The organism is Ferroplasma sp., assembly GCF_031200575.1.
Taxonomy (GTDB): Archaea; Thermoplasmatota; Thermoplasmata; order Thermoplasmatales; family Thermoplasmataceae; genus Ferroplasma.
This window is the reverse complement of the sequence record NZ_CP133597.1, coordinates 1,791,564-1,818,081: the sequence shown is the minus strand read 5'-3', so window position 1 is coordinate 1,818,081 and position 26,518 is coordinate 1,791,564. Positions and strand designations below refer to the sequence as shown.

General features: G+C 39.4%; 32 protein-coding genes and 1 pseudogene. 16 read left to right on the top strand and 17 right to left on the bottom strand.

The genetic code is table 11. From position 1 onward, the window contains the following. Position 1 precedes the first annotated feature (1 nt). From RE471_RS09645 to RE471_RS09580, 14 genes are all read right to left on the bottom strand, one after another. The gene (locus RE471_RS09645) at positions 2-1,174 is read right to left on the bottom strand and encodes a hypothetical protein (RefSeq protein WP_309214660.1); all 1,173 of its coding nucleotides are present in this window, start codon (positions 1,172-1,174) and stop codon (positions 2-4) included. 84 nt (positions 1,175-1,258) lie between these two features. After that, on the bottom strand, positions 1,259-1,489 hold the full coding sequence (locus RE471_RS09640) for a hypothetical protein (RefSeq protein WP_309214659.1): 231 nt from the start codon (positions 1,487-1,489) through the stop codon (positions 1,259-1,261). Further along, on the bottom strand, positions 1,486-1,803 hold the full coding sequence (locus RE471_RS09635) for a hypothetical protein (RefSeq protein ID WP_309214658.1): 318 nt from the start codon (positions 1,801-1,803) through the stop codon (positions 1,486-1,488). The genes RE471_RS09640 and RE471_RS09635 overlap by 4 nt, the downstream gene beginning before the upstream one ends. Beyond that, the gene (locus RE471_RS09630; protein ID WP_309214657.1) at positions 1,804-2,031 is read right to left on the bottom strand and encodes a hypothetical protein; all 228 of its coding nucleotides are present in this window, start codon (positions 2,029-2,031) and stop codon (positions 1,804-1,806) included. It abuts the gene before it with no gap. A gap of 429 nt (positions 2,032-2,460) precedes the next feature. Then, positions 2,461-2,772: a hypothetical protein gene (locus RE471_RS09625; protein ID WP_309214656.1), complete on the bottom strand. Its 312-nt coding sequence runs from the start codon at positions 2,770-2,772 to the stop codon at positions 2,461-2,463. Continuing rightward, complete coding sequence (locus RE471_RS09620; RefSeq protein ID WP_309214655.1) at positions 2,772-2,933, bottom strand: hypothetical protein; 162 nt, start codon at positions 2,931-2,933, stop codon at positions 2,772-2,774. The genes RE471_RS09625 and RE471_RS09620 overlap by 1 nt, the downstream gene beginning before the upstream one ends. A gap of 1 nt (position 2,934) precedes the next feature. Then, positions 2,935-3,192: a hypothetical protein gene (locus tag RE471_RS09615; RefSeq protein ID WP_309214654.1), complete on the bottom strand. Its 258-nt coding sequence runs from the start codon at positions 3,190-3,192 to the stop codon at positions 2,935-2,937. Beyond that, positions 3,189-3,509 (bottom strand): hypothetical protein, encoded by a 321-nt coding sequence (locus tag RE471_RS09610; protein WP_309214653.1) that lies wholly within the window; start codon positions 3,507-3,509, stop codon positions 3,189-3,191. Before RE471_RS09610 ends, RE471_RS09615 begins: the two co-directional genes overlap by 4 nt. After that, entirely contained in the window at positions 3,506-4,117 is a 612-nt protein-coding gene (locus tag RE471_RS09605; RefSeq protein WP_309214652.1) for a hypothetical protein, read from the bottom strand. The genes RE471_RS09610 and RE471_RS09605 overlap by 4 nt, the downstream gene beginning before the upstream one ends. 251 nt (positions 4,118-4,368) lie before the next feature. Then, the gene (locus tag RE471_RS09600; protein WP_309214651.1) at positions 4,369-6,390 is read right to left on the bottom strand and encodes an ATP-binding protein; all 2,022 of its coding nucleotides are present in this window, start codon (positions 6,388-6,390) and stop codon (positions 4,369-4,371) included. Beyond that, positions 6,374-6,580, bottom strand: coding sequence for a hypothetical protein (locus tag RE471_RS09595; protein ID WP_309214650.1), 207 nt, complete (start codon positions 6,578-6,580; stop codon positions 6,374-6,376). Before RE471_RS09595 ends, RE471_RS09600 begins: the two co-directional genes overlap by 17 nt. Before the next feature lie 229 nt (positions 6,581-6,809). Next, on the bottom strand, positions 6,810-7,088 hold the full coding sequence (locus RE471_RS09590; protein ID WP_309214649.1) for a hypothetical protein: 279 nt from the start codon (positions 7,086-7,088) through the stop codon (positions 6,810-6,812). A gap of 127 nt (positions 7,089-7,215) precedes the next feature. After that, positions 7,216-7,371 (bottom strand): hypothetical protein, encoded by a 156-nt coding sequence (locus RE471_RS09585; protein WP_309214648.1) that lies wholly within the window; start codon positions 7,369-7,371, stop codon positions 7,216-7,218. A 30-nt stretch (positions 7,372-7,401) separates the two neighbouring features. Then, positions 7,402-7,746 (bottom strand): DUF488 domain-containing protein, encoded by a 345-nt coding sequence (locus RE471_RS09580; protein WP_309214647.1) that lies wholly within the window; start codon positions 7,744-7,746, stop codon positions 7,402-7,404. An 82-nt stretch (positions 7,747-7,828) separates the two neighbouring features. On the opposite strand from RE471_RS09580, the gene RE471_RS09575 reads away from it, so the two are divergent. From RE471_RS09575 to RE471_RS09530, 10 genes and pseudogenes are all read left to right on the top strand, one after another. Further along, the gene (locus RE471_RS09575) at positions 7,829-8,827 is read left to right on the top strand and encodes a M48 family metalloprotease (protein ID WP_309214646.1); all 999 of its coding nucleotides are present in this window, start codon (positions 7,829-7,831) and stop codon (positions 8,825-8,827) included. 16 nt (positions 8,828-8,843) lie between these two features. Then, positions 8,844-9,512 (top strand): 16S rRNA methyltransferase, encoded by a 669-nt coding sequence (locus tag RE471_RS09570; protein ID WP_309214645.1) that lies wholly within the window; start codon positions 8,844-8,846, stop codon positions 9,510-9,512. A 102-nt stretch (positions 9,513-9,614) separates the two neighbouring features. After that, complete coding sequence (locus RE471_RS09565) at positions 9,615-10,049, top strand: 30S ribosomal protein S15 (RefSeq protein ID WP_309214644.1); 435 nt, start codon at positions 9,615-9,617, stop codon at positions 10,047-10,049. Further along, positions 10,046-11,377: a DHH family phosphoesterase gene (locus RE471_RS09560; RefSeq protein WP_309214643.1), complete on the top strand. Its 1,332-nt coding sequence runs from the start codon at positions 10,046-10,048 to the stop codon at positions 11,375-11,377. The genes RE471_RS09565 and RE471_RS09560 overlap by 4 nt, the downstream gene beginning before the upstream one ends. Before the next feature lie 197 nt (positions 11,378-11,574). Continuing rightward, positions 11,575-12,162: pseudogene (locus RE471_RS09555) on the top strand (IS607 family transposase). Then, complete coding sequence (locus RE471_RS09550) at positions 12,149-13,396, top strand: transposase (RefSeq protein ID WP_309214642.1); 1,248 nt, start codon at positions 12,149-12,151, stop codon at positions 13,394-13,396. The pseudogene RE471_RS09555 and the gene RE471_RS09550 overlap by 14 nt, the downstream one beginning before the upstream one ends. A gap of 65 nt (positions 13,397-13,461) precedes the next feature. Beyond that, complete coding sequence (locus tag RE471_RS09545) at positions 13,462-14,628, top strand: amidohydrolase (protein ID WP_309214641.1); 1,167 nt, start codon at positions 13,462-13,464, stop codon at positions 14,626-14,628. Beyond that, positions 14,618-15,550: an LD-carboxypeptidase gene (locus tag RE471_RS09540; protein ID WP_309214640.1), complete on the top strand. Its 933-nt coding sequence runs from the start codon at positions 14,618-14,620 to the stop codon at positions 15,548-15,550. The genes RE471_RS09545 and RE471_RS09540 overlap by 11 nt, the downstream gene beginning before the upstream one ends. Before the next feature lie 61 nt (positions 15,551-15,611). Then, entirely contained in the window at positions 15,612-16,493 is an 882-nt protein-coding gene (locus tag RE471_RS09535) for a hypothetical protein (RefSeq protein ID WP_309214639.1), read from the top strand. A gap of 1 nt (position 16,494) precedes the next feature. Next, entirely contained in the window at positions 16,495-17,520 is a 1,026-nt protein-coding gene (locus RE471_RS09530; protein WP_309214638.1) for a methionine synthase, read from the top strand. 4 nt (positions 17,521-17,524) lie between these two features. Here RE471_RS09530 and RE471_RS09525 read toward each other — a convergent pair whose 3' ends face one another. Then, positions 17,525-20,833, bottom strand: a complete 3,309-nt coding sequence (locus tag RE471_RS09525; RefSeq protein ID WP_309214637.1) for a S8 family serine peptidase — start codon at positions 20,831-20,833, stop codon at positions 17,525-17,527. 128 nt (positions 20,834-20,961) lie between these two features. On the opposite strand from RE471_RS09525, the gene RE471_RS09520 reads away from it, so the two are divergent. The 4 genes from RE471_RS09520 to RE471_RS09505 are packed head-to-tail and all read left to right on the top strand — an operon-like array spanning position 20,962 to position 23,586. Continuing rightward, positions 20,962-21,510 (top strand): hypothetical protein, encoded by a 549-nt coding sequence (locus RE471_RS09520; RefSeq protein ID WP_309214636.1) that lies wholly within the window; start codon positions 20,962-20,964, stop codon positions 21,508-21,510. 28 nt (positions 21,511-21,538) lie between these two features. Beyond that, positions 21,539-22,093 carry a UbiX family flavin prenyltransferase gene (locus RE471_RS09515; protein WP_309214635.1) on the top strand — a complete coding sequence of 185 codons (555 nt, stop codon included), beginning with the start codon at positions 21,539-21,541 and terminating at the stop codon, positions 22,091-22,093. After that, complete coding sequence (locus RE471_RS09510; protein WP_309214634.1) at positions 22,086-22,532, top strand: Mut7-C RNAse domain-containing protein; 447 nt, start codon at positions 22,086-22,088, stop codon at positions 22,530-22,532. Before RE471_RS09515 ends, RE471_RS09510 begins: the two co-directional genes overlap by 8 nt. Positions 22,533-22,563: 31 nt before the next feature. Beyond that, positions 22,564-23,586 carry an mRNA surveillance protein pelota gene (locus RE471_RS09505; RefSeq protein WP_309214633.1) on the top strand — a complete coding sequence of 341 codons (1,023 nt, stop codon included), beginning with the start codon at positions 22,564-22,566 and terminating at the stop codon, positions 23,584-23,586. On the opposite strand, the gene RE471_RS09500 is transcribed toward RE471_RS09505, so the two are convergent. After that, positions 23,583-23,945: a Mov34/MPN/PAD-1 family protein gene (locus RE471_RS09500; RefSeq protein WP_309214632.1), complete on the bottom strand. Its 363-nt coding sequence runs from the start codon at positions 23,943-23,945 to the stop codon at positions 23,583-23,585. The two genes, RE471_RS09505 and RE471_RS09500, sit on opposite strands and share 4 nt — an antisense overlap. Beyond that, positions 23,932-24,747, bottom strand: coding sequence for an NAD(+) kinase (locus RE471_RS09495; protein WP_309214631.1), 816 nt, complete (start codon positions 24,745-24,747; stop codon positions 23,932-23,934). The genes RE471_RS09500 and RE471_RS09495 overlap by 14 nt, the downstream gene beginning before the upstream one ends. Positions 24,748-24,927: 180 nt before the next feature. Here RE471_RS09495 and RE471_RS09490 point away from each other — a divergent pair, with 180 nt between their 5' ends. Together RE471_RS09490 and RE471_RS09485 are read left to right on the top strand one after the other, a co-directional pair. Continuing rightward, the gene (locus RE471_RS09490; RefSeq protein ID WP_309214630.1) at positions 24,928-25,494 is read left to right on the top strand and encodes a hypothetical protein; all 567 of its coding nucleotides are present in this window, start codon (positions 24,928-24,930) and stop codon (positions 25,492-25,494) included. A gap of 107 nt (positions 25,495-25,601) precedes the next feature. Further along, positions 25,602-26,459, top strand: a complete 858-nt coding sequence (locus RE471_RS09485; protein ID WP_309214629.1) for a sulfite exporter TauE/SafE family protein — start codon at positions 25,602-25,604, stop codon at positions 26,457-26,459. The last annotated feature ends 59 nt before the right edge of the window (positions 26,460-26,518 follow it).

The window sequence follows — 26,518 nt, the reverse complement described above, 5'->3', positions numbered from 1 at the left end:
TTTATTTACCTCCTCTTGAAGCTTTAAAACTCCCTGTGATTGCATCCAGTGATAGGTCGTACATGGAAAGTACGAGGAATGCTGATGCAAACATTATGATTCCACCAATCAGGTACGCGGCCTGAAGCACCTGGTAGGGGCCGAAGCTGGTTACAAATCCATTGTTGCCGTAGGCCTGCAGTGTAACCGAGACCACTGATGAAGATGTCGTAAACTCAAGCACCAGTGGAGATGACTGGATTCCAGTAAGCCTGTATGTGGGAAGTGTGATATTTGTGGATGTTGCATTGTGCACATTTACTGAAAACAATGGTGCGAAGCTAGACATATTCCCTGTACCCACGGTAAGGTTGTAATTTGAAATAGATGTGGCAAGAACTAAGTGAGAAACAGAATAATCATTGAGTTCGGCGAGAGTCATGTTTGTCTGCAGATAAACAGTTGAAACATTTGCAGGCATATCAAAGGTAGCAGTGCCGTTGACTGATCCGAATGGGACTGCACCTGACTTCGAGTTGATGTACTGGACATCGGAAACATTGGATAGTACCGCAGTGTTGTCATGGCCAGAAACGAATGCTGAACCTATTGCTGCACCGATTGGAGCTGCAACCAGGAGGACTATGACGATGATAAGAAGAAATAACATTCCTCTCCTGCCTTTCTCTGTGCCCGATTCACGTGTGACAAATTTCCTGAATCCTTTGCCACGCTGGCCAAGGTATCCGTGTTTATCAGACCAGGCTGCATTCCAGGTGACAGCTAAAGCTGCTACCAGAATGCCAATAAGGAACCATAAGGCATCGATATTTCCTGACATGGCAGGGCGTATAACGTATTGCCCGAAGTGGTACATGTAGCCCAGTGTGCCACCGACAAGTGCGCCTATGATGAATGCCGGTATAATCCTGATAAGCAGGTCCTTGATTCCAGTACTGGGTGGCGTGAAAAACTCTATGATTGCCCAGACAACAGACCCCATAATCACCGCAGGCGCAACAATGCCCTGGGTAAGAACGACATGCTGGTGGACGACATCAAAACTTGGTTTGCTTAACAATGAAATAAAAAGCAGGGCAGACCCGATAAGGGCGACAATAGCTGCACCTATATCCCAGTTTGGATTTTTCCACTTAAGTTTCTTTTTTGTGTTGACTCTTCGTGTAGTAACCATATATTTACCTTTACTATTGATAAAACATAGTAGGATATTGGTAAGTATGGTGCAGTAGGCTGGTTACATATAAAGTATAAAAACTCACTTAATATAATAATACTCGAATACGTGGGAATTTTTTTTCTTTTTGCCTATTTTCCCTATCATTTCCAGGAATTCTAACCGGCGCCTGATACGCATTGGTGAAATATCGATATCGTGGAAGCGGAGGATAGATGTTAACTGGTGTACAGTCAAAGGGATCTTCAGTGCCTGGAAGATAATTGAATCAATGTCATCGTAGAAAACATCCAGTGTTATTGTATCCTTCATTTCTTATCCTCCTTATTTATACTGGTCAGTGTCAAAAAATCTGAAACTTTCAGAGTTATACGCGCATCGGCAATTCGCTCTCCCTTGGCATGCTGGATCAGCATCGGGATTTTGTGCTCCAGTTTGGCTTTGGAAATTGTGTCTTGCCAGAGAGATGTAGGCCTACACTGGAGTCCGTGCTTGATTTCGAGATAGAAATCCGGATGTAGTGTGTCACTCCTGGTGTGGTGGGAATTTCCTCCTGATAGTGCGTTTCGTAGGGTACCAAAGAGTTTAGCATATCGTAGTTCGACGTCTTTCCATGTTTTAACCATTTAATCTACCTCAAATAATATATGGTATTCGATTCCATTTTTTTCTGCTACACCCATGCTTACAAGATAATCTAAAGCTTCTTTAAGGTCTTTTAATCCGCAGTCATGATATGTATTATTTTCTACCTTGCAACCGAATTGCTCAACTAAATTCTGAATTATCCTTGTGGATTTTACAAGGTTGTTCAGATTTTCTTTATTTTGTATTTCTTTTTCCATATTACTCATGCTTCCACCTCTGGCCCCCATGTCAATCGAACTTTGGATTCGTGAAAAAATAATACTGACCCCTTTGGATAACTTTTTACTAAAGTTTTTTGCCCTTCCTTGTTTATCTCATATAGGACAAACTGGTATTTGTTCCTGGAATATGATAAGAGGTATTCTTGAAGGTTTACGGGTTTAGAGCTATTATTTTTGTTAACCGTGTTAACCGTATTTTGCAATTTGTGAGTTTGTATAGGGTTAACGGGTTTACGTGTTGGGTTAACACTTTTTGCGTTAACCTGCCTAGCAGCTTTCTCTTTGCCCTTCTTGCCCGCATATACATTTTCATTTGCTCAGGATCCTTGAATGGCATTCTTGCGCCCCCCAGCAGTTGGTTTTTCCATGGATTCTACCATATTTTACTCACCTCTATGTTTATATATGCACCCATTATTCCACCTCAAAATCTTTCTTGATTTCTTCTTTTAATTTTTTTATTGCCCCAATATTTTCATACCGTTTATCTATATATTCGAATAATTTATTAATGTCCTTGAATAGTTTTACATCCGATATATCGTCATCTGGAGAGTATGAATATTCGGGTATTACTAAATATTGAAATACATAGCTTCCATCTTCGGATTTATAGATGATACATCTTCTATCTTCTGGGTCGCCATCTTCATATATATCGTATAATATTTTACCTTTTATAGCTAAATAATATCTTTTTATTCCCCTGTATTCGTTTTTTTCCATTATTCCACCTCCACTTCATATTTTCCCAGCTGCATTGACATATCGTCGATTATGCAGGCGATTGCCTGCACTATTGCTGAGAAGTCTTCCTTGCTATCCAGGAGCTTAGACAGCTCCATATTCTTGCTTTTTAATTTATCCATAAATTCTGTATTATCCATATTACATCAACCTCCTTAGATCATTCTCAGATGACTTCCTGGTGTCAATGAAAAGCCTGTAAGTGTGCATTGTTGAATGTATGGAATTGCCAAAATTATAATGCGTTTTGTATGTGAAATCTATGTTGTGCCGTTCACCATCCCTCGCAAGATATTCAAATTCTATGTGCTTATAGGGAATGTCTGGCTTCTTCTGGTAAAATAGCAGTATAGCATGCATCGGATCTTCTTCATTTATCATATTTGTTTCTTCAGTCATTTTTTATCACCCTCAGAGAAATAGGCATATGCCTGCGTGTAGATTGGACTGTCCTCTCCGTATTTATTTTTGAGATACAGGAGCATACGGGCAAGTGAGAGAAAACCTATCAGCTCGGTTGATGTACATACTTCCCCATTGTCTGTTATCCTGGACTGGACCACTTTGTCTGAATATACATATCCAAGAAGCTTGGTCGGGGAAAGCCAGATGATATAATGTGTATCCCATGAAGTTCCTGATGTCTTTATAGCTGGCTCGTTGGTTAATTTCAGAAGATAATCATCTTCTGTTTCCATATTTTGTGTTTTACTCATTTTTTATCACTCTCCTCGTTTGCAAGAATTTCCTGCATGATTTCTGGTTCTTTCTGACCTTTGCTAATTTTCCTCGCCGATACTATTTCTATGAGGTCCATTTCTGATATTTCATATAATTGCTCAATTGATTTTGAAGTATCAGCGAGTAAGGTGTCCAGGGACGGAATATCAAAAGACATTCCGTATAATTTTTCTATCCATTCTGGCTTTGTAGTTACTTTTCTTGAACTAAAAGATGTCTTTATTATTCTTCTTAAAACACTAGCCATGTATTTTCTCTGCATTATAATTGATCTCTGGACTTCTTCCTGGTGTTGGATTGCCTGTTCTTTGTTATGGATTTCAACTTTTACCTTTGACAACTCATATTCCAGTTCTGCGGCTTTCTTTTTAAGAAGTGAGAGATCCTTCTCATCTTTATTTGCATAGGCCACTGTTAATAATTCTTCCAGAACTTCATTTATAGGCCTTCCTGCTGGAAATAAACCGTATATCCATGTCTTAATCTGAGTCTCTAACCTCCTTGGGGCATCTTCCTGGGTGAATACCTTTCTTGGAGCTCCCCGTTTTCTTTTGATTATATTATCTCCTTTTATGAATATCACCTCTTAAAAATAATAAAAAGAAAAAATGGTATAATTAGAATTAATATACGTAAATAACTTACGTATATTCACTTTTAAAAATATACAGAAGTCTTATTTTGCTGTGTCGTGGAATTATCATACGTATAATAATTATTTTCTTTCCATACGTATGATAATTCGAGAGCCTGTATTTCACTGTGTCTGTAAGTGGTCGTATATTTATCATACGTATAATAAATAATGGAGCCTGTATTTCCAATGGTTTCCATTCAAGCCACCTTATATCTGTTGTTTCCAGGCTCATATATTGTCCCTTCCTTTTTCATTACGTCTAAGCATCTATCCAGGTCCTGTTCGGAATATTTTGTCTCGTTTAACAGTTCCTCTTTATTCCACATTTTACGTTCTTTAAACATGTCGATAAGCTTCCATATCTTGTCTTTCAATGTTACCGGAACCAGCATGTTATTAATAGAGAATCCAAATGGCCTTAGGTAAGCCATAATGACTTTCTCCATTTCCCTGACATCGTCCAGAGTTGCTTCTTCACGTAAATGCAACTTCGCAGAGGCCTGCGTTAGCCTCTTCATGGCCATAAGGTGCCTCGGAACTATACTCATATCTCCAGATTTCTCTCTTACTTCCTGGAAGAATTCTGCTATTTCCTGTTCAACATTGGCCACAGAGGGATTAAGCTTTGAGCAATATGCAAAGTATTTCTTTATAAGAGGATCATCCATCTCTTCTGTACTTCTGAGAATTTTGAGGGCGTCAACATGTCCCTGGCCATACATTGCCCATACAATATCGAATCTCTGTAACAGGGATTCAGGCATGTTTATCTGTTCCAGCACAGTCCTGGACTGGTCGAAATGGGATCCAGATGGATTGGCAGCTGCAATTATTGTTGTGTTGGTAAAAAATGTCCCTCTCAGGCCAGCCATGGAATAAGTGAATTGCCCCTGTTCCATTGCACTGTGGATTGCATCAAGGCCATCTTTCTTGATCTTGTCTATTTCATCAATCATCAATACTCCACCATTGGCCAGTACCATCATTCCAGGCACAAGTACATCTGTACCAAGGACGGTAGCTTTAGCAGCGGTAAGTCCTGGCCCAGAGGTTCTTGCAACAAAATACCCTTTGGGAGAATCTTCCTTTCCTGAATAAAGAAGTTCTGATTTTCCTATACCAGGATTGCCTATCAAAAGCATGTGAATATTAGACCTTTTCCTTGATTCAGACCCACCTGCAATAGCCATGGCAAGGCTTTCCTTAATAATTTCATATTCTTCGCCTATGACAGATCTTCCCAGGTTCTTATGTATAAAATCTATCGGGTCTTTCCCGATCTCAGTTATTATCTCAATATCCTTAGCCGATAGATGGATTTCTTCCTGCTTTCTGGCAATATTCAAAACATTTAAGCTCAGGTAAGTATCAAATTTCTTCTTAACAATTGATACTATCCCCATTACATTTATTCTATCTCCGATCGTAAATTTGTTGATATTATCGCCGGTAACATAGCAAGGCAAATTACCTGGTGTAGTTTCAGGATTCATTTCATCATAGTTCTCCATGAGGACTATTTCCTGAACCTGCTGCCCTGTTGATTCTTCTGGAACAAAAATTAAGTTTTTAGTTTTGTCATATCCACATTCTTCACAACTCTGAGGCTTTACAGGAGAGTGAGTAATATGGCCACAAGCAGCGCATTTGTATGCGACTTCTAAATATTGGATATGTGGAGATCCTATTGTGCCTATCCAACCACTTAGCGATTTAAGTTTGCCCAGGTCTTCATATTTCAGGCTCGGAATAGTGGAAACTGGCCAGTTTAATACCTCAAATTCAGGATCATAATAATCATCATAGTCTGTTTCCCCTTCCTGGACCATTAAATCATACAACGCAAGATTCAATGCCTTAATCATCTCCACTGGGTTTGATTCTAAATATTGCAGAATGCCTATAGCAGTGTCTTTCTGTGATACCTTATCAGATTCTAAAATATACTCAGCATCTATTTTTTCTCTCATTTCTTTCTTTTTTGCTTCTGGAATATCCAGAGATATTATCTGCTGGTAAATCGGTTTAAACCTTGTGTCCACATCTACTCTGTTCATTCTGGAATATTCTTCAAGTTTCTTAACATCTAAAGGAAATCTGAAATCCGTTCTCTGAACCCACCTATCCATATAATTTAAGAATTCAAGCTTATTAGCCCATACAAAATCTTCCGCATATCTCTTCATATTGTCCCTGTCAATTTCATCTCCCGTCGGCATTATCTTTCACCTCCTCAGTCGTATTTCTGCCATTGTAACCAGAATCAACCAGCATATAGGATAGAATGCAAAGCCTCACAGCATGAGACATACTTGATGCCTTTCCTGATTCTACCAGCGTTGCCAGGTAATCCTTTTCTTCTGTTGTTATAGATATTGATATTTTCATTTTCTTACCTTTGCTTACCATTGCATACCTCCGTTATTTATAAACTTTCCTACTTCTGAATACTTCCGAGCAGGAAAGGATATAAACCGTATTTTCCTACTCAGTAGCAATGAAAAAGAAAATTTCAGTTTCAATAGATGAATCCCTTTTAGATTGGATCCACTCCCAGATAGACAATAAGCGGTTTGCTTCCCTTTCCCATGCGGTGAATTACGCCTTAAATGAGTTGAAAAAACAGGATAAGTAGAATTCATCTATACCCCCTCCTTGCTTCCTGGTGCTTGCGATGCATATTCTGATTGTAAACATTGATGTCATGGGGCGTTACAAAAACCTTAACCATGTATGGATTTGCATGGAGGACCTGGCAATCATCTTTATTTCTCCTCACCCATTCCTTTAACCGGTCTTCTACTTCAAAGACATCAGAGAAATTTGGATAATCTAGAAGTATTGATTCGGGAGTAACTGCCTGGCCTGCATAACGTTGCATGATATGGTCCAGAGGATTATTCGGCACAGACTTCATTGCCTCACCCCTGGTATTTTTCCGTCCAGGCAATCCTGGCATACATATTTCAGCTGGCCATCCAATTGCAATTCGCCCCTTGATACTTTCCTATGGCACCCTGCACAGTGTTTTATATAGAAAAATTTCAATTTCTCACCTCCAGTGGTGTCCAGGATTCAGGCATATTATTGCTGAATTCTTTCCCCTTATTTTCTTCATTAAAAAATAACAGCATCAAAGAATCTCCCAGGTAGTCCTGGAACGTGCCAGTGTCAGAATGATGTTGACCTTCGGCTCCCAACCTATCCTATTTGTAATTATGCCACATATATTATTGGGGTTCCAGCATGCCATAAAGCACCACAGCGTTATTATGATCCTTATTTCTTGATGAGTAGATTATTGTAACATTCTTATTTTTACTAACTATTCCTCTTAAATCTTCTAATTCAATGTTCCCTACCAGTTCGTTCTTGTAACGTTGAACAAACTCCTCCCATTTACTATCTTCATGATTGAACCATTTCCGCAGTTCAGTAGAGGGCGCTATTTCCTTCATCCATATATCTATGTGTGCTTTCTCTTTAGAAATCCCTCTGGGCCAGAGGCGCTCCACAAGAATTCTAATGCCATCGTCTATACTATATTCATCATACACTCTTTTAAGTCGTATCATTAATAAACAACAATAACGATATTATAAATATTGCCTATATGTGAAACTAACTTTTGCAATATGTTAAATAAATGCATTCATTGTGTATAATACAATGTCGCCTGAGGACAAAAAAGAAATATTGAGAAAATCCGCCCTGCTATCAAACCTATCCCTGATAATAATCTTCCTAGTATATATTATATTGTCGTCTCTCCCTTTTACCATCTATACTGTGCTGGCGATGCTTGCCATAATTATTATAAATAGCACCCTTTTCATGCATTTCAAGAATATAATGCGGGATCAGGATTCAGATGAAAATATATTCCAGTATATAACCGATGATATGAGCTGGAGGTATGTAACTTATCTATCAATATTCTTCCTGGTAATGCTGCTGGCCCAGGGATACATAAAATTAGTCGATCAGTACTCATATCTTATAATACTGAATGCCTTTATAATATTCATATGGGGAATCTCTGCAAACAACCCCATGGTAAGTATACTAATAAGGAAATCAAAGAAACTTCAGGACATATTCATAAACAACGAGGCCGCACACCTTTCAGAGGAAATGGGCATAAAAGAGCCTGAAATATATATAATAAATACCAATGACCGGATAGCAAACGCTTTCGAGGTAAATAGAAAAGAATCCTATGTTTTCATAACCAGCTATCTCATGAATGTTCTTGATTATAATGAAATAATAGGTGTCCTGGCACATGAGCTTTCGCACATAAAATTGAGGCATAATCAGAAAACCACATTTATCAATTTTATATTTTTTATTGTGATGATCAATATCATATCCCTGGCCATAACTTCGACAAATCCATTTTTCTTTTACCTGACACCACTTTTCTTTCTGATACTATTACTATTTATCATGCTGGTGGTTCCTGCCATAAAACGGCACAATGAGGTACAGGCTGATCTGAATGCCGTAAAATATGTAAATAAGGACTATCTTATAGATGGACTAAAACGCATATCGGAGATAGACAAAATACCTGAAAACGTTATGAAATCCCTGAGTCTTGACCATCCCTCAACTGAAAAAAGGATACGATTAATAGAAAACAGTAAATCCTGAATTGCCATACAAAATAATGCTCAGACTGATTATAGCGGATGCAGAACTACAGATTATACCAGAAAAAATGTGGAGTGATCATGCCATAAAGAATATTGCTGAAAAAAACCACAAAAAACCTAGAGAAATGCTGCTTGACTCTAATTACATGCACACATCTATTGAGAAATATTATCCTGGGGAATCAAATCGCAGGGGAAGGCCTGACATAGTATACCTATTTCTTGAAATGGCAACGGAATCCATCCTGAATAAGAAGAAGGGACTGGATATTTTCATACATACTAGGGATAATTTTATTATACACATAAATGGTGATACAAATCTTCCCAGATCGTATAATCGTTTTGAAGGTCTCATCGAGGATCTCTTCAGGAAGAGATCCATAGAATATAATGGAAATGAGCTGTTATCTCTTAGAGAGGAAAAACTCATTCCTTTCCTGAAGAGTTTGGATGGAAAGACCCTGGCACTCTCGCCAGTGGGCAAGGAATCAAAAATGTCAGAAATCATTGATAATGAAAATTTAAATGTTATTATAGGGGGTTTTTCGCAGGGTGATTACATTTCAGATGTTTACAGTCACGTCAAAGCATACAGGATATTCGATGAGGAGCTGACCATCTGGTCTGTGGGAATGGAAGTAATATCCCAATACGAACGATTCATGTCTATAGTAAGATAACCTCGGGCGAACTATATCCTTATGGTGTTATATATGTTTATCAATTTTGCAATATAAAAGCAAAAAGAATAAATTTATAATAATAATACACTATGGATTTCAATGGCACGAATGCACACAAGAAAGAGAGGAAAGTCAGGATCCAGAAGATTGACACTTGAAGAAAGGCCATCCTGGATGCAGAATGATGATGAAATAAAGGAAGAAATATTAAAACTCAGGAAAGATGGATTATCAAAATCAATGATAGGCATAAAACTCAGGGATCAATATGCCGTTCCAGGCGTCAGGCCCGTACTTCACCAGAAAATGGGAAAAATACTTGAAGAGAATGGGTTAAAAGAAGATATGCCGGAGGACCTTGCATTCCTTATTAAAAGATACAAAAACGTATCAAAGCATCTCCTGCTTAATAAGAAGGACATAAGCAATACAAGGGGAAGCCAGCTAATAATGTCCAAAATTCTGCGTCTGATGAGATATTACAAACGCACTGGTAGATTGCCTGCAGACTGGTCCCTGAAAAGAGTCCTATGATTTATGATATAGCAGGAGAAGACCTATACAATGCACTGCATGATGCCACTGAAAGGCTCAGGGCAGAAAAATATGTCCGTGTTCTGGCACACTATGACGGGGACGGCGTAAGCTCATCTATAATACTTCTCGGAATGCTTGAGCGCCTTGATATAAAATATCATCTGTCATATATAAAAAACCTGGATAATGAAGGGTTTCGTGTCCTGTACGAGGAAGAGGCAAATGCCCTAAATATCATTGTTGATGCAGGATCCTCACAGATACCGGCAATAGCAGGGCATACAAATTTTATAGTTTTGGACCACCATTTCTATAATAAGGCTGAAACATCCGGAATAAATATCAATGCCAGGGACTACGGGATTAACGGAACCAGGGAGGCCTGCGGATCCACTATGGCATATATGTTTGCACTGGTTATGGATGAAAAAAATAGGGATTTATTTCCATTTTTTATGTCTGGGGTTATGGCTGATAAACAGGATATTGGGGGCCTTTCTGGTATCAACAGGAAGCTATTTGATGAATACAATTCATACCAGACCCACCATACATTAAATATGGAGGGCAATCTCCTGGATGCCATAACATATTCCATAGATCCATTCTTCCCCGGACTGACAGGGCATCCGGATGCAGTAAAGGAATTTCTTGGAAAAATAAATATAAGTCAAGAGAAAAATGTTATAGATCTAACAACAGATGAAAATAAAATCCTTGCGAATATGCTTGCACTGAAGATTCTGGAAAACGGTGTCGGGTCGGATGCCATAAAATACCTCGAGGGGGATGTTCTATACTTTGATGACATAGGATTCTCATCCAAGGAGCTTAATTCGATAATTGACGGGAATGCCAGAATAGGTATGCAATCTCTCCCTGTGCAGTATTTTTTGGGAGATAGTAGTGTATCTGCGGAGATGATTGGAAATGCCAAAATATTCAAAACAAAATTAATAGATTACATATACCGGGCTGAAAGCGATTTAAAGGAGGAAAAATACCTTAGATATTTCTATGCACCGGAATCAGAAATGGCAGGTCCAATATCAGGGGCAATAGCACTATATACAGTAAAACCTGATAAACCTGTAATAGGATTCAATGTGGGTACCGATGATATTAAAATTTCATCCAGAGGGTCAAGGCAGGCAGTTTCAAAGGGGCTTAATCTCTCTGAAGTAATGAAGGCTGCATGTGCTGCGGCTGGTGGTTCAGGCGGCGGACATGATATTGCAGCTGGTGGTGTCATACCACGTGGAAGGGAAAAGCAATTCCTTGACGCTGCTGGTGAGGTAATAAAATCCCAGATAAAAATTCCGTAGATTTATTAGAGTTACTATAATCCATCCCATAATTCCACAATGGAATTTAATATTCAATTGAAGAAATCTGAATCAAAGTTTATATTTATATAATTATCAACAGGGGATGTTCGATCCTTCTCTTTAATATCGTAATAATTTGTATTATGAATAATTTCAATCATCATTTATATAATTAATATATTACGATAACAGTTATGAAAGCTAATGAGGTACTAAACCTGCTACGCATTTCCAGAAAGACACTTCATGTGTATGCCTCGACAGTTAAAATAAGGTTTACAGCTATGCCTAATGGCTATTATGATTATAATGATGAGGATGTTTATAAATTATTAAACAAGGATGTTAAAAGAAAGACAGTAATATATGCAAGGGTATCAACAAAGCAGAAGGAAGATTTAGAGAGCCAGATAGAGCAGCTGAAGCAGTGGCGCTTTATGAATGGATATACAATAAATGCAATATATTCAGATATAGCATCTGGAATATCCTTTGACAAAAGAAAAGAATTATTTAACATGCTGGATAAAATTATTGATTATAAGGTAGAAGGGTAATAATAACATATAAGGATAGATTGAGTAGATCTTGCTTTGATTTATTCAAGCATCTCTTTGCCAGATTCGGCACTGAAATAATAGTTATATGGGAAGCAGGGAATCAAAAATTGGATTCAGGGGAGATAATTTGAGGATATAACTTCAATGCCCCACAGTTATTCCATGAAACTATATTCAAAGAGAAATAAAAATTCAATAGAGATAGGCTATGAGGGCAATTAGAACACAGCAAATCTTTATTCATGACAATGGCACAGTATCCAAAATGTGCCATACATCAAAGAACTTATTCAATCAAGCAAATTACATTCTCAGAAAGCAGTTCTTCAGTAAGGAGAAGATGTCTTCATACAAAACTCTTGCAAAAGAGTTTGCAAAGCCTTCAGATATAGAGGATAACAACAATTTCCAGAAACTCCCTGCACAGACAGCACAGTGGACTATCAACAAGGTAAGGGATTCATGGAATTCATTCTTTAAGGCACTTAAATCCTATAAGAAGAATCCGGAGTTGTTTACAGGAGTTCCCAAGCCACCAAAATACAAGCATAAGGATTGGGAATTTATTTTAATTTTCACCAACCAGCAGTGCCATATAGACAATGGAATTATTAAATTCCCAAAAATAATGGATTTGGAGGTGGAAACAGGATTAGATAATAATATAGATTTGAGAGAGGTTAGAGTTATACCATCAGGTGTAGGCTATAATGTAGAGATCGTGTATTCTAAAGAGATATCAGATTTTAATGAAGTAAGTGCAAACAGGATACTGGGAATAGATGTAGGGGTAAGGAATATCATAACCATTGGAAACAGCATATCTGAGAAAGGCATTGCTGTTAAGGGTGGTGTTTTAAAATCCATAAACCAATATTTCAACAAGGAATTGGCAAGATTAAAATCTGTAAACGATAGGCAGAGAAAGAACAAGGAGAACACTAAAAGGATAAACAGGTTATATTTAACAAGTAACAGGAAGATTAGGGATATAATGCATAAGATTTCCAATGCTGTTATAATATATGCAAGAACCAATGAGATAGATACAATTGTAATAGGCCATAACAGTGGATGGAAGCAGGATGTGGATATGGGAAAAAAGAACAACCAGGACTTTGTACAGATCCCCTTTAACATGCTTATCAATCAAATATATTATAAAGGACAGGAATACGGGATAAATGTAATAAAACAGGAAGAATCGTATACATCCAAATGCTCATTTTTAGATAATGAAAGCATTGGGAAGCATGAAACTTACCTTGGAAAAAGGATAAAGAGAGGTGTATTCATGTCAGCAAATGGAATTCTTATGCATGCTGACCTACAGGCTTCCTACAATATAATTAAAAAAGCAATCACTGAAGCTTTTGCCAACGGGATAGAGGGTATTGGGTTATATCCAAGAAGTTTAAGCATCAAAGAGATGATAACTTCTAAAGAGGTCTGTTAACACGGTTAACAGAAATCGTAACCTTAAGTTAGTTAATAATATTAACCTAAAATGAATATAGCACCATGAGAATAGATTCTATAATATCTAAATATGAAGACTCTATCATATCACTTTCAGAAAAAATCTATGGATTTGCTGAGCTTGGGAGCACAGAATATAAATCATCAGCACTTATAATTAATGAATTAAAAAAGGAAGGCTTCACAATCACAAATCCATATATAGGCATGGATACAGCATTCCGGGCCGAATACGGTGTCGGGTCGCCAGTTGTTGGCATACTAATGGAATATGATGCCCTGCCAAATGGCCATTCATGCGGGCATAACCTCATATCTGCATGGGCGTACGGAACCGCTATGGCAGTAAAAAATTTAATTACAGCAGGAAAAATAGTTGTCTTCGGAACACCATCGGAGGAGGGTATAGGGCCATATGCAGGAAGCAAGGCAAGAATGGCAGCCGCCGGTGCGTTCCGGGATATTGATTTTGTTATTGGCATGCATCCTGATGATATCTGGGCTGTGGGATCAAAGGCACTTGCAGATGCTGAAATGGAGTTCACATTTCATGGAAAGGCAGCACATATGGCCGCTTCCCCATGTTATGGAATCAATGCACTTGATGCACTTGTGACAACCTATGGGGCAATAAACAACCTTAGAGATTCAGCAAGGGGAGATAAAAACATAGTCATAGGCATGGTCATCAGGGAGGGGGGCAAGGCATCCAATGTTGTGCCTGATAGGGCTGTAATGGAGGTTGATGTAAGATCCTCAAGCTCATCATATCTTTCAGGCTTTGTTGAGAAGGTAAAAAAACTTGCACATGGCATAGCAGAAGGCTACGGTGCAACCCTGGATATTAAAGATTTGATGCCTGTATATACAGAGTACAGTGCAAATCGCAAAGTTGACACCATTCTTCAGGAGGAAATGGAACGGAAGGGCCTGACACCAGTTAATATGGATGAAACAGAAGAACCTGCCAGCGGTAGCACAGACGAAGCAAACGTAAGCCTGGCAGTTCCAACGGGGCATATAGACATGAAAATTGGAACCGGGCTGCCAGGGCATTCAGATGCATTCATGGAGGCGGCCAACCCGCAGAGGGCGAGGCAGAACCTTATGACAGCCATAAGTGCATCATCTTCTGCCATAGTGAGAATTATGGAGAATAAGCAGATACTGAATTCTATTAAATCGGAGTTTGATAAGCATGGAAAATAGAATAAAACCACCTGCATTAAAACCAGGAGACGAGATAAGGGTAATAGCACCGGCCAGTGCCCCGGATATGATTAAGCTATCAAGGGGAATTTCCAAGCTGAAGAAGCTTGGGTACCGTGTTACAGTGGGCAAGAACATCAAGAAACTCAACCAGAGGAATGACCTGGCTGCACCTGCAAAGGATCGTGCCGAGGAGCTTATGTCGGCATTCAGGGACGATAATGTCAAGGCCATATTCTGTGCAAGGGGCGGATACGGTAGCATACATATACTATCCCTGCTGGATTATGAAGCAATAGCAGAAAACCCCAAGATATTCATGGGATACAGCGATATAACGGCCCTGCATCTTGCAATCAACAGGAATTCCAATATGGTGACATTCCATGGGCCAATGGTTGCTTCTGATGTGGATGACCTATCAAAACCATCATTCAAAGAATTTCTACAGATACTTTCCGGAAAATCTGATGAAATAAACATGTACAGGGACAGGCTGATAAAATATATCATACCGGGAAAAACTGAGGGATATTCCATGGGCACAAACATATCCTTGGTTGCGTCCCTCCTGGGCACAAATTATATACCTGAAACATCAGGCAGGATATTCTTTATAGAGGATACAGATGTAACGTCCGGTGATATTGACAGGTACTTTTTCAGCATGAAACTGGCTAACATAGTGGATCAGTTCAGTGGTTTTGTATTCGGAGATTTCAAGGCTATATTTGATAAGGAGGAGCCAATGCCATCCATAGAGGATGTTGTGCAGAAGTTTATGAATGAAATCAACAAGCCATCACTTTATGGCGCACCCTTCGGCCACGGGGAGGAGCAGATGGTTCTGCCACTGAATGCAAAAATACGGATAGGGGATGAGGAGCCATATATGGAGCTGATGGAAACTGTTGTGGACTGATTATTACTGAAAATCATATATTAAGCAAAAATCTTTTATTAATATCCAGACATAAACTGCCATGGAAGTAGAGAAATTAGTTTATGGCATTTACCCGAAAACCAATGAATTAAGGCTACACATCGGCAGATGGGAGAAGGGGAGGATCCCTGACGCTGCCCTGAACACTGAAATTGAATCTGAAAAAAGGTCATTTTACAGCACAGTAAATGAAAACGGCATAGAACATACAGACCCTCTATTTAACTGGTATGATATACTGAGGCCCATATGCCTTATAACTGATGGCATTGAACTCGGGGCTCTTTCAAGATTTAAGGAAACCAACAGTTTTTACAGAATGCCTGTAATAGAATATATAGGTGGAATTACCATTGACCCTGCGGATTTTTCACCGCTGAACGAAAATCCACCCCTGCCCCTTTATGTTCCTAATGGGACTCATTTTAACGCTTTTCTCCCATCGCCCTTATCATTCTATAAAATGTCCAGAACCACGATGAGCTATGAGGAATTCCAGGCAGGCATTGAGAAGATTTATAAGGAGATACTTGGGAAGCTCAAACTCAGGAAGGCCGTGATATACGACCCGATTCCATACGAAGAAAAAGATTCCCTGGACCTTTCGGCACTGTCAGAATTCCAGATAAGGCTGGTTACAACTGGAAAACTTTATCCTGGAAACATAAATGGAAGATTGTATTCCATTATTTCTGATTACACCCCTGAGAATTTCGAAATTTCCAGATCAGATTCTACGGTGCCCGGTGTAAAGCTCATAGACGGTTACAGTACCAGGATGGAAAACGTAATGGATATCAATAAGATTCTGGATTCTCTGGATACTGAACGTGTAATAGTCAGCCACAGGGAATATTTCGATTTCCTGCCGAGAATGATAGCTGACAGAAAAATAGACCTTATATCAGGTATAGGTGAATAAGATGGGAAAATATTTAATATCTCAGGAAATAGGAAGTTTCAGGAAGCCCAAATATCTAAGCACAGTATTTCATAAGATATACGGTACTGATGAGTATTACAGGCTTTCAGAGAAGGCAACAGAGGAAACAATAGACCTATTCAGGCATGCAGGGCTGGATAATATCGGTGTGGGCGGTGAAATGTTCAGGTGGGAAATGTATGAACACCAGGCAAACCGCATCAATGGCATTGAATTCTACGGTCCTGTAAGGTCCTTTGACAACCGGTATTATAAAAAGGGGAGCATAGTCCAGGACCTATCAATAAAGGAATCCTTTCATTCAGATGAGCTTGAATACCTGCTGTCCCGGGATTATTCTAATATAAAAATCCCTGTCACAGGGCCTTATACCATGATGGGCTGGTCATTTAATGAGCATTACCGGGACAGATATGAAACTGCCATGGCTTTTGCATCCCTACTCAACGAGGAAATGAAAAACCTTAAAAAATTGTGGGATTCCAAGTATCCAGGAAGGAAACTGGAGATCCAGCTGGATGAGCCAGCCACAACAACACATCCGGATGAGATGCAGATAGTTGTAGATTCACTTAACAGATCCGTTGAGGGAATAGACAACTGCGAATTTACAATACATGTATGCTACAGCACTGATTACCGTATGCTATATGATGTTATGAATGATATAAGAATAGACGGATTGAATCTGGAATTTGCAAACAGGGATTCACTGGATTCCGGCGTTTCAGATTCATCGCGGCCAGGTTATGAGGAATTAAAATATTTCCAGCAGCTCAATACCAGAAAGAAATTCATAGGCCTGGGGGTCACGGATGTGCATATAGATTATATTGAGCCCGTACAGCTTATCAAGGATAGGATAAATTATACCCTTGGCATCATACCGCCAGAACTTGTCAGGGTTAACCCTGATTGCGGCTTAAGGACAAGGTCAGTTGAAATAGGCTATGAAAAATTAAAGAACATGGATACCGCTAGAAAGGAAATCCTTAAAGAATTATAAATTTTTAATTATATTTGAAATATTCATATTCTTCATCTTCCAGCTCCTTTTTTCTCTTTTTCCTGCGCATGAAGAACAGCACTATGAATATTATATATGCCAGTATTCCGAGGAGTATCAGGACATTTATGAGATATGATATCAGGCTGTAATGAACAGATATCTCATTTGATGATATAAATGATCCATTGGAAGAATAAGCATCTACAGTAACATAATAGGTTTTTCCAGGCGTCATACCTGGCAGGAATGCAAAATCCGTGCCGCTGGATGTAATAACCTCTGCATGTGGGTTAAGCATAAGAGAATTGTCTGAATATGATATGACATATTCTGCGAAATTATTCAGCGGATATTTATCCCATGAAACAAAGGCGAAATAGAATCCAAGTGGAAGGCTGTAGGTAATTTTGAAGTTCACTATTACAATGGATACGCTTGCAGGACTCATATAAACAACATTATTTCTGCCTGTGTGAATGGCTGTTGTATTGTTGTTGTATAGGTATTCATGGAACGTTAAATCCTCTGTTCCATTCAAGAATATCACATATCTCCCTGACTGGTTGGTGTATCCCAGAATTTTTCCATTATAGGTTATATTGGCATTGCTGAGATTGTAATCATACTGTATGTTCTCAACTGTGCCTGTTGTCTTCTTAAGGCTTTTGTTATCCGGTGTCAGCAGCACGTATACATACCGGCTTTCACCCGGGGTTAGATCAACAGATCTATTATACGTTGAATACCCTGCCTTGCTCACATTTATATTCACACTTCCTGGCTTAATCATGAGATAGTGGTATCCACCACGGTTCTCGGTGTTTTTTCCGTTCATGGTTACAGTTACATTTCCGTTTGAGACGAATACGTCCAGGAGAACCTTTTCTGGAGTCATGGTCACGGATGTAACGGTATTTCCAGATGCAGAGGCTGGATGAAAGCCCGTTGAACTAACATTAACAAAATTATTGCTTCCAAGCTCATATACGTTCACAGGGTCTGAGCTGCCTGTGTATTTGAAGAAGCCATCCACAACCATTGTGTATTTCGGGCTGGCATATGACGGTGTATAATTCAACGTGACGGATTCCGTTTTTATACTGGGAATGTAAATCTCCCTGGATATTGTGTTGCCAGTTGACTCTGTCGCCACAACATTATAATACCCACCACTTAGTGATGTGCTGCTGGTTGTACTAACGCCATTTACTGTATATGTTGCATCCCCGCCGTTGCTGAGGCTAAAGTTAACCGTGGATTTGACCCCGAATGATACTGTGTAATCAATATGCACAGCCCCATGTGTTCCATATATCATTTTATCGGCTTCAGGCCCCTGCATGGCTGTTAAGGTGCCTGTGGAGCTATTATAAGAAAATGTAATATTGCTATAGGATGTTCCAAGATTACTGTATCCCTGCTGGTAAATTCCTGAATAGGCGATATTTTCTGTCTCATTTGTTATTCTGATATGGCTGTATGTACCTGCAGGTATATTGACGAAATTAATTCTGGCATTATCCTGCTGTGCACCAACTGCGGCCCTGTATTCTCCAGCAAATACCAGTGGCATATTCAGTTCCCTGACTTGAGCTCCATTGACGGTGAATTCTATCTCACTTCCAGATATTGTGACACCTATGTTGGCATGTGAAGACCCATTCATTATTCCATAGGTTTTTGTTCCATTTTCATACACGCTGTATTCATAGTAATATCCAGTTTCATTTGTCAGTATCCCGAACTTAATATAATTATTGGGGTTTTTATAAAAACCTGTATAGTAAAAGGTACTTCCATTGTACTGCTCAACCGAATTGCCGGAAACATTAATGGTGGTGCTAATCCCTGTTGCATACGTGGTATTGTTAAACGTGGCAACTGTTCCATATCCATTGAGAATGAGTCCAGTATCATTGATAAGATTGCTTATTAGGGGCGTTCCCAGACCTGTCACAGGATTCCATCCAGGCCCGGCACTGTAGCCGTAATTCCCGCCAGATGTGATCGGTGTAAAGGCTTTGGTATAGTATTTTGTCTCAGATATTTTATAAAATATAGGATTAACCAGGCCCAGGGACCTGTTATAGTACTGGTCCATTGTTGCTATGATGCCTGCCCACATGGGGGTTGCGATGCTTGTACCGCCCAGTGTGTACTCCTTGCCATCAACTATGGTTAGAACTCCGGTGTTGGGATTTGCATCCAGGGATACATCTGGTACCCCTCTTTCAGACTCTGTATAATTTGGGGCTACCTGGTAATATGGAGTTGGGAAGTATGAGGAGAATCCGCCACCGCTGGCCTCTACCTTGCCATTTACTGTTTCTCCCCATGCTGTCTGGGTATATCCACTGGAAGTTTCAGTAAGGGTTGTACCTCCAACTCCAAGTACATAGGGGTCAGATGCCGGGAAATTAACAGTTTTTGCGGAGGTCCCATCGTTGGCACCCTGGTCACCTGAGGCTGCAACAACAGTAATGTTCTCCTCTGCGGCCTGTCTGTATATGCTGTTCAGTTCGCTGAGCTCAGGGGCTGTCATCTGGCTCTCAGCCTGCCCCCAGCTTATTGATATTATATTTCCCAGGTGATGTGTAACCGCATAGGCTACGGAATCAAGAAGCCTTGAGCCATCTCCCGGGGACAGTACAAGATTGATTTTAGCACCGGGAGCCATTGCATGGGACCATTCCACATCTATGGCAGTCTCAGATGCCCAGTCACTGTTTGTAGATGTTATGGCACCCTCAGGCGTGGATATGTTTAAATTAATTGCGGGAAGGCCTGTGAGATTGTCAAATGCGCTGACATCGTAGTTTATTGTTGGGTCTCCATATGCATCAACCACTGCTATTGTGGTATTATTTCCATAATATCCCTGGTTGTGTATATAGTTCATATCATATGCATCATATATGTTGGCTGGAGTATAGGGGTTTGCAAGATAGGATGCATTTTCTTCATATGGGACAAAGTCATCTGAACTGTTGAATATAAAATACTGGATACCAAAAGTTCTATTGAGCATGCTGAAAATATAAGAAATGGAACCCCGGTTGCTGGAATCATTAACGTTCAGAAGATTCCCGTAATAGGTATAGGGAATTTTACTATTATTTAGCTGGTTGCCCACGTACTGGTGAAAAGATGCGGGGACATATGCAAGCAGCACAGGAGATGTATTGCTTCCGGTATTTGCATCCACTGTAGCCACAGAGGGCGGGTAATCATTTTCTGAAACGGCAAGTGCAGAAAGTATGAAAATAAATACAAGGGTAACCGCTAATATTCTTTTTCTCCCGGATTCCATATACTTCTGAAAATCAATCTTACTTAATATACTTAATGTTAAAATGGTCAAAATAAAATGCAATAGATAATATGATAAATACAAAAGATAAGAAAAAGATTTTAAACCCAGATTAATATACAGGACAAATGAAAAAATATCTACCAGCAGTTATTATTGTCCTATCGTTAGTCATGGTAATGGCTCCCTTTGCCTCTTCAGCATCGCCTGTAACATTACCTGCGGCTCCCTCTACTCTTCCATCTATAACATATAACTATAATGGAACCAATGAATCCATAACAGGGTCAGACTGGATTTCCTTCTTCTCAAGCGTAATCGATAATACACATTATGTTAAGTACAGCTTCAATACATCCACACAGTACCTCATAGTATATGATTTGAGCTATACCGGCATGAATCCATATGGGCTTCAATTCATCCAGGCACTTTCGGGCATAGGAACACCAACTCTTAAGAATATGACCCTGGCATTTAATGATACAAAGGGTGAAACCTCCCAGGTAAAGGGATATACAGATATCCAGGCGCTAAATGCAGGCGCATATCCCGGCTTCTCCTTCTCAAAACCAGCAGTAAAACCCATATCCAGAGAATATCTTGATGTTGGCATAATAGTTGCCATAATTGCAGGCATGGTTGCACTGTACTACGTATTCAACAGGAAAAAATAAATATCTTATGATAACATATTTGCCTTAGATGGAAAAAATAGTTGTTGGCATTACAGGGGCATCTGGAACTGTGCTTGCTGTCAGGTTCCTTGAAAATCTCAGAGACGTTGAAATACACCTAGTAATTTCTGACAGCGCCAGGAAGGTTATGTCACTGGAAAGCGACTATAAGATAGAATACATAAGGAGCCTGGCAGATTATGTTTATAATGATAGTGATATAGCTGCCAGAATAAGTTCAGGCAGCTTTATATTTTCAACATTTGTTATTATTCCGTGCTCCTCATCAACCCTGGCAAAAATATCCGCTGGCATATCAGATACACTGATTACAAGGGTCGCCACTGTCGCCATGAAAGAGAGAAGAAAATTCATTATTGTCCCCAGGGAGATGCCATTCAGTACCATAATGCTGGAAAATATGCTAAAATTATCAAGGGACAATGTCATAGTATCTCCAGCAATACCTGGATATTATCAGAGGCCTTCAACCATGGACGATCTGATTAATTTTGTCGTTGCCCGCGTGCTTGACCTTGCCGGAGTGAAAAACAGCCTGTCCCCAAGGTGGAAGGATGCCTAAATTCATGGCCGACCACATGGTGGGTAAAACCTGTAAATGGATGCGCATTATGGGGTATGACACATCATATCCACAGTGCCGGAATGACACTGATATACTGAAAAAGTGCATTGCGGAAAACAGAATACTCCTGACAAGGGATTATGAATTCTATAAAAGATACAGCAGATCCATTTTTCTTGATAGCCCATATTTTAAGCTTCAGATTAAACAAGTAGCAAAGCTATTCCCACCAGAAAAGGGATTATTCTTCTCCAGGTGCCCCCTATGCAATGGTTTGCTTGAGGAGGCCAGTTCCAGCAGTATGGGTCAGGAATTCGAATCCGTCAAGTCCAGATTCAGTACAGTAAAATACTGCCCAAACTGTAATAAATACTACTGGAATGGAAGCCACTACGAAAAAATACTTCTGGAGATAGATTCCATCCTGAAAGGCTAAGTTTTTTAATTAAAATTAAAATCAACCATAATTGAAAATCATAGAGGACGACAGGAAAAATTCGAGAATAGTTTTACTTATAACAACCATGGACGATCTCTGGTACCTGAAAAATATAATGGCACCAGGTGACAGTATAATAACATCAGTGTTCAGGAGGCAGGAACAGAACTCTGATATGACCCGGGCGAAGTCGGCAGAAAGGAAGAAAATTACGGTAAGATTAAGGATAGAAAAGGTCGACTTCCTGCCTTACACCGATAGCCTGAAGATTCTTGGGGAAATAACCGAGGGCGAAAATACCGGAAGCCACCAGTCTGTGATGGTGGGCGTTGATGACGAAATTACACTTATCAAAGATATGGGCCAGGAAGAATCAAAGCTTCTGAATGAGGCTGTGGAAAGTTATTATAAAAACTCAGTTGTATTCATATCCATGGATGACGAATCATGCACTGTGGCCCTTCTTAAGTCATATGGAATACAGGATATTGGGGAAATACCCTCTGGCAGGTCAGGTAAGGATTATGAATCAAAAGGCAGCGATTCAGGTTACTACAGTGAAATAATGCGGGTGCTTAAAAATATCAGAAATCTCTCAACAGTAATAGTACTGGGTCCCGGATTCGAGCATACAAAATTCTATGATGCCATAAAGGCAGATCCATACTTCAATGGCATAGCCGTCTATGACATGCCTGAAACCGATTCGGGAAAACGTGGCATATACCAATTCATGGGGGAAAAGCAATCAGAGGACATACTGAAAGGGGCCAGGATCGCAGGGGATGAAAAGCTTATACAGAACTTTCTCAAAAATTTGAATAAAACCGGATTGAGTGTTTACGGTTATGATGAAATAGTAAAATATGCATCCATGAACATGCTGGAAGACCTGCTCATATCAGAATCAAAATTCAGGGACCCGGGAACAAGAGTCCTGCTTTCGCAGATAAACGGCGTAAATGTTCATGTAATCAGTGACTACACGGATTCCGGTGAAATCATAAAACAGTTCGGTGGTTACTGCGGCATACTGAGGTACAGATATTAAATGATCTCCAGCTTTAACGGGTCGCCATTCCTTGTATATGCTGAGAAGTTGTTTAAATTATATGGATACCCTACTATTATATGCACCGGGCCTGTATTGGAAAACATGTGAAGATCCGCATCTGAAGGATGGGTATTCCCGGATGGGTGTGAATGCACTGACCCAACATAACTGAAATCTATGGGCATGGAATATGCCTGAAATATAACATGAACATGCCCACTGATAGTGCCTGGTAGCATTGCTATTTCGTAAATAATGTTATGCTCTGCACGCAGCATGGCCCCAAACTCATTAGGATATGAATCCTTTGAAGCCTCCATTATCATCCTGAGCGTCCGTTCCCTAATTGACCACATCTTTAATCAGCTTCTCCCTGAGCCTGTCATAAAATGAATTTTTTAGTTCTATGAAGGTTAGTTTTTCACTGGAAACCTTAATGTCTACGCGGTCGTTTCCATTGACCACTGCCTCCCTCTGTCCATCTATTATTACGAGAGAGCTAAATTTTCCGATGATTTTTATTGTAATCTTACTGCTGTCTGGGCACACTATTGGCCTGAGCCTTGATCCAAATGGGGCTATATAGGATATTACCATAGCCTTCAGTGATGGTATAAGTATTGGGCCCCCGGCACTGTATGAGTAAGAGGTGGATCCTATTGGAGTTGCCACAATAACCCCATCTGCACTGGTGTTTTCCATAAACCGGTCATCTATATACACACTGAATTTCCTTATTTTTGATATCCTGGCTGTGTGGATTACAATATCATTGATTCCCTTCCCGAAGTATTTATCGTTAATGTAAACTTCCAGCTTCATGACATCGTATGTCCTGTAGTTTCCATTAATAAGGTTGTGTACTGATTCCTCAATATTCCCTATTTCTACCTCCGACAGAAAACCCAGGCCTCCCACATTGATTCCCAGAATCTTGCCCCTTGAAAGCTGTGCCGTCCTCAGTATTGTTCCATCACCACCTATTACTATTATAATATCTGCATCAATATTCCTGAAATCGGTGCCTTTTCTGTTCAAAGACCTTGCAAGCTTATCCTCCACCAATATTTCCCATGATGGTGGCACAATCTCCAGTATCCTCCTTGCAATTCTTATGCACGAATGGCAGTTGATTCTTGCGATAATACCTAATTTCATTTATACACCGATAATCTCATCTATTCGTTTGCATTTAATTAATTTTATGCTTAAATTTTTTGAACCAGAAATCACCATTTTGATTAATGAATAAACTATATAGTTTCATATATCATGGATATGGATTAAATGGTTTATTTTCAATAGCAATGAATTTATATGTTGATATAATGATGTTTTATGACAAAAATCTCTGATTCGGTAAAAGTGATTGTCAGCAATAATCTCATCTATTCTATGGCCATTTCCAGTGGATTATGCAATTATACCAAGGTGGCCGAAAACATAAAGGATAAGGTTGAGGCCATGACAGGTAAGACAGTAAAATTCAATACCATAGTTAAAGTCCTGGCCAACATGAAGACTGAAAAGCCTGAATACACAGACGATCTGGAGATACTTAAAAAATCATCCCTCACCATAGAGTATGAGTACAGCATCCTTTATTTTGATGATATCAAAAAGATACCGGAAAACACTATTCTGGTAATGAAGGAATCAAATATATACATATGTATAGCGAACACAGGAAACAGGCAGAGCAAAATTGCCCTTATAAAAATAATCCTCCCAAAGGAATCATCCTTTACCCCTGGACTTACACTCCTGATCACGGATTACCTGATGACGTACGGTATAAAGTTCACAAATATTTACAGGCTAAACACGGAAATATGGATAGTAATAGACAATTCAAATGCAGGCAAGGCACTGTATCATCTCAGCAACCTGCTGCATGAAAGTTAAAACTCATAAATAATTATTTTCTTTGCTGATTTTCCATTGTTATGAATATTTTTATTACTATATGAATAATGTATTTATACACAATTGCAATACTCATGCGGTATTAAATGATAGATATAACATTAATCCAGTATATCCTGGCCATAGTTTCTGGGGTGGCTGTGGGATTTAGCCTGGGCCTCATAGGTGGTGGAGGTTCCATACTAGCAGTTCCACTGTTCATTTATTTTGTTGGCATTCATCACCCGCATCTGGCTATAGGCACCACTGCGCTCGCAGTCGGTATAACAGCTTATATAAATTTTGCCCAGCATCTAAGGAAGAAAAATGCAAATATTAAGCTTGGTGGTGTATTTGCCCTGGTGGGTATCATAGGAGTATTAATAGGTTCAACCATAGGGCTTATTATCAAGGGGGGAGAACTGCTCTTTTTCTTCTCTATGTTGATGATCATCATAGGAATTTATATGTATATAAGCAAATGCAGGGCAGTTCCAGATGAGGATTGCAAGGAAAGAGCAAAAAGTACGAAATACGGAAAGGTTTCAGCTTATTCCCTCATAGTGGGATTTGCCTCAGGATTTTTTGGAATCGGTGGTGGATTTCTCATAGTTCCTGGAATGCTCGCCTCTTCGAAAATAAAAATAGGAATGGTTATAGGTACATCTCTTCTGGCGGTAGGTACTTTCGGGGTTGTTACCGCTATAAGGTATGCCATGGTTGCTCCAGGACTCCAATATATAAGCAGTGGGATTGTTGGGGATGTTCTAATCCTTGTTGCAGTTGTGTACGTTCTCGGCGGAATATTTGGCGGATACCTCGGTACCAAGCTCTCAGTAAATCTGGGTGGAAAGAAGGGGACTCTTAGAAAGGTATTCTCTGTAATCATAGTACTTGTGGGAATATATGTTGCATTCGAATCCTATCCTGCACTGTTACATATGTTCTTCATATTCGGGCTTTAATTAGTAAAATAGAGAAAAAAACATTTTAAAATTTTATAAACTTTCATCCATTAAAAATT

Coding starts and splice junctions, on each gene's coding strand:
- RE471_RS09645 (WP_309214660.1), bottom strand. CDS start 1,174: ATGGTTACTACACGAAGAGTCAACACAAAAAAGAAACTTAAGTGGAAA.
- RE471_RS09640 (WP_309214659.1), bottom strand. CDS start 1,489: ATGAAGGATACAATAACACTGGATGTTTTCTACGATGACATTGATTCA.
- RE471_RS09635 (WP_309214658.1), bottom strand. CDS start 1,803: ATGGTTAAAACATGGAAAGACGTCGAACTACGATATGCTAAACTCTTT.
- RE471_RS09630 (WP_309214657.1), bottom strand. CDS start 2,031: ATGAGTAATATGGAAAAAGAAATACAAAATAAAGAAAATCTGAACAAC.
- RE471_RS09625 (WP_309214656.1), bottom strand. CDS start 2,772: ATGGAAAAAAACGAATACAGGGGAATAAAAAGATATTATTTAGCTATA.
- RE471_RS09620 (WP_309214655.1), bottom strand. CDS start 2,933: ATGGATAATACAGAATTTATGGATAAATTAAAAAGCAAGAATATGGAG.
- RE471_RS09615 (WP_309214654.1), bottom strand. CDS start 3,192: ATGACTGAAGAAACAAATATGATAAATGAAGAAGATCCGATGCATGCT.
- RE471_RS09610 (WP_309214653.1), bottom strand. CDS start 3,509: ATGAGTAAAACACAAAATATGGAAACAGAAGATGATTATCTTCTGAAA.
- RE471_RS09600 (WP_309214651.1), bottom strand. CDS start 6,390: ATGCCGACGGGAGATGAAATTGACAGGGACAATATGAAGAGATATGCG.
- RE471_RS09595 (WP_309214650.1), bottom strand. CDS start 6,580: ATGGTAAGCAAAGGTAAGAAAATGAAAATATCAATATCTATAACAACA.
- RE471_RS09590 (WP_309214649.1), bottom strand. CDS start 7,088: ATGAAGTCTGTGCCGAATAATCCTCTGGACCATATCATGCAACGTTAT.
- RE471_RS09580 (WP_309214647.1), bottom strand. CDS start 7,746: ATGATACGACTTAAAAGAGTGTATGATGAATATAGTATAGACGATGGC.
- RE471_RS09570 (WP_309214645.1), top strand. CDS start 8,844: ATGCTCAGACTGATTATAGCGGATGCAGAACTACAGATTATACCAGAA.
- RE471_RS09565 (WP_309214644.1), top strand. CDS start 9,615: ATGGCACGAATGCACACAAGAAAGAGAGGAAAGTCAGGATCCAGAAGA.
- RE471_RS09560 (WP_309214643.1), top strand. CDS start 10,046: ATGATTTATGATATAGCAGGAGAAGACCTATACAATGCACTGCATGAT.
- RE471_RS09550 (WP_309214642.1), top strand. CDS start 12,149: ATGAGGGCAATTAGAACACAGCAAATCTTTATTCATGACAATGGCACA.
- RE471_RS09545 (WP_309214641.1), top strand. CDS start 13,462: ATGAGAATAGATTCTATAATATCTAAATATGAAGACTCTATCATATCA.
- RE471_RS09540 (WP_309214640.1), top strand. CDS start 14,618: ATGGAAAATAGAATAAAACCACCTGCATTAAAACCAGGAGACGAGATA.
- RE471_RS09535 (WP_309214639.1), top strand. CDS start 15,612: ATGGAAGTAGAGAAATTAGTTTATGGCATTTACCCGAAAACCAATGAA.
- RE471_RS09530 (WP_309214638.1), top strand. CDS start 16,495: ATGGGAAAATATTTAATATCTCAGGAAATAGGAAGTTTCAGGAAGCCC.
- RE471_RS09525 (WP_309214637.1), bottom strand. CDS start 20,833: ATGGAATCCGGGAGAAAAAGAATATTAGCGGTTACCCTTGTATTTATT.
- RE471_RS09520 (WP_309214636.1), top strand. CDS start 20,962: ATGAAAAAATATCTACCAGCAGTTATTATTGTCCTATCGTTAGTCATG.
- RE471_RS09515 (WP_309214635.1), top strand. CDS start 21,539: ATGGAAAAAATAGTTGTTGGCATTACAGGGGCATCTGGAACTGTGCTT.
- RE471_RS09510 (WP_309214634.1), top strand. CDS start 22,086: ATGCCTAAATTCATGGCCGACCACATGGTGGGTAAAACCTGTAAATGG.
- RE471_RS09500 (WP_309214632.1), bottom strand. CDS start 23,945: ATGTGGTCAATTAGGGAACGGACGCTCAGGATGATAATGGAGGCTTCA.
- RE471_RS09495 (WP_309214631.1), bottom strand. CDS start 24,747: ATGAAATTAGGTATTATCGCAAGAATCAACTGCCATTCGTGCATAAGA.
- RE471_RS09490 (WP_309214630.1), top strand. CDS start 24,928: ATGACAAAAATCTCTGATTCGGTAAAAGTGATTGTCAGCAATAATCTC.
- RE471_RS09485 (WP_309214629.1), top strand. CDS start 25,602: ATGATAGATATAACATTAATCCAGTATATCCTGGCCATAGTTTCTGGG.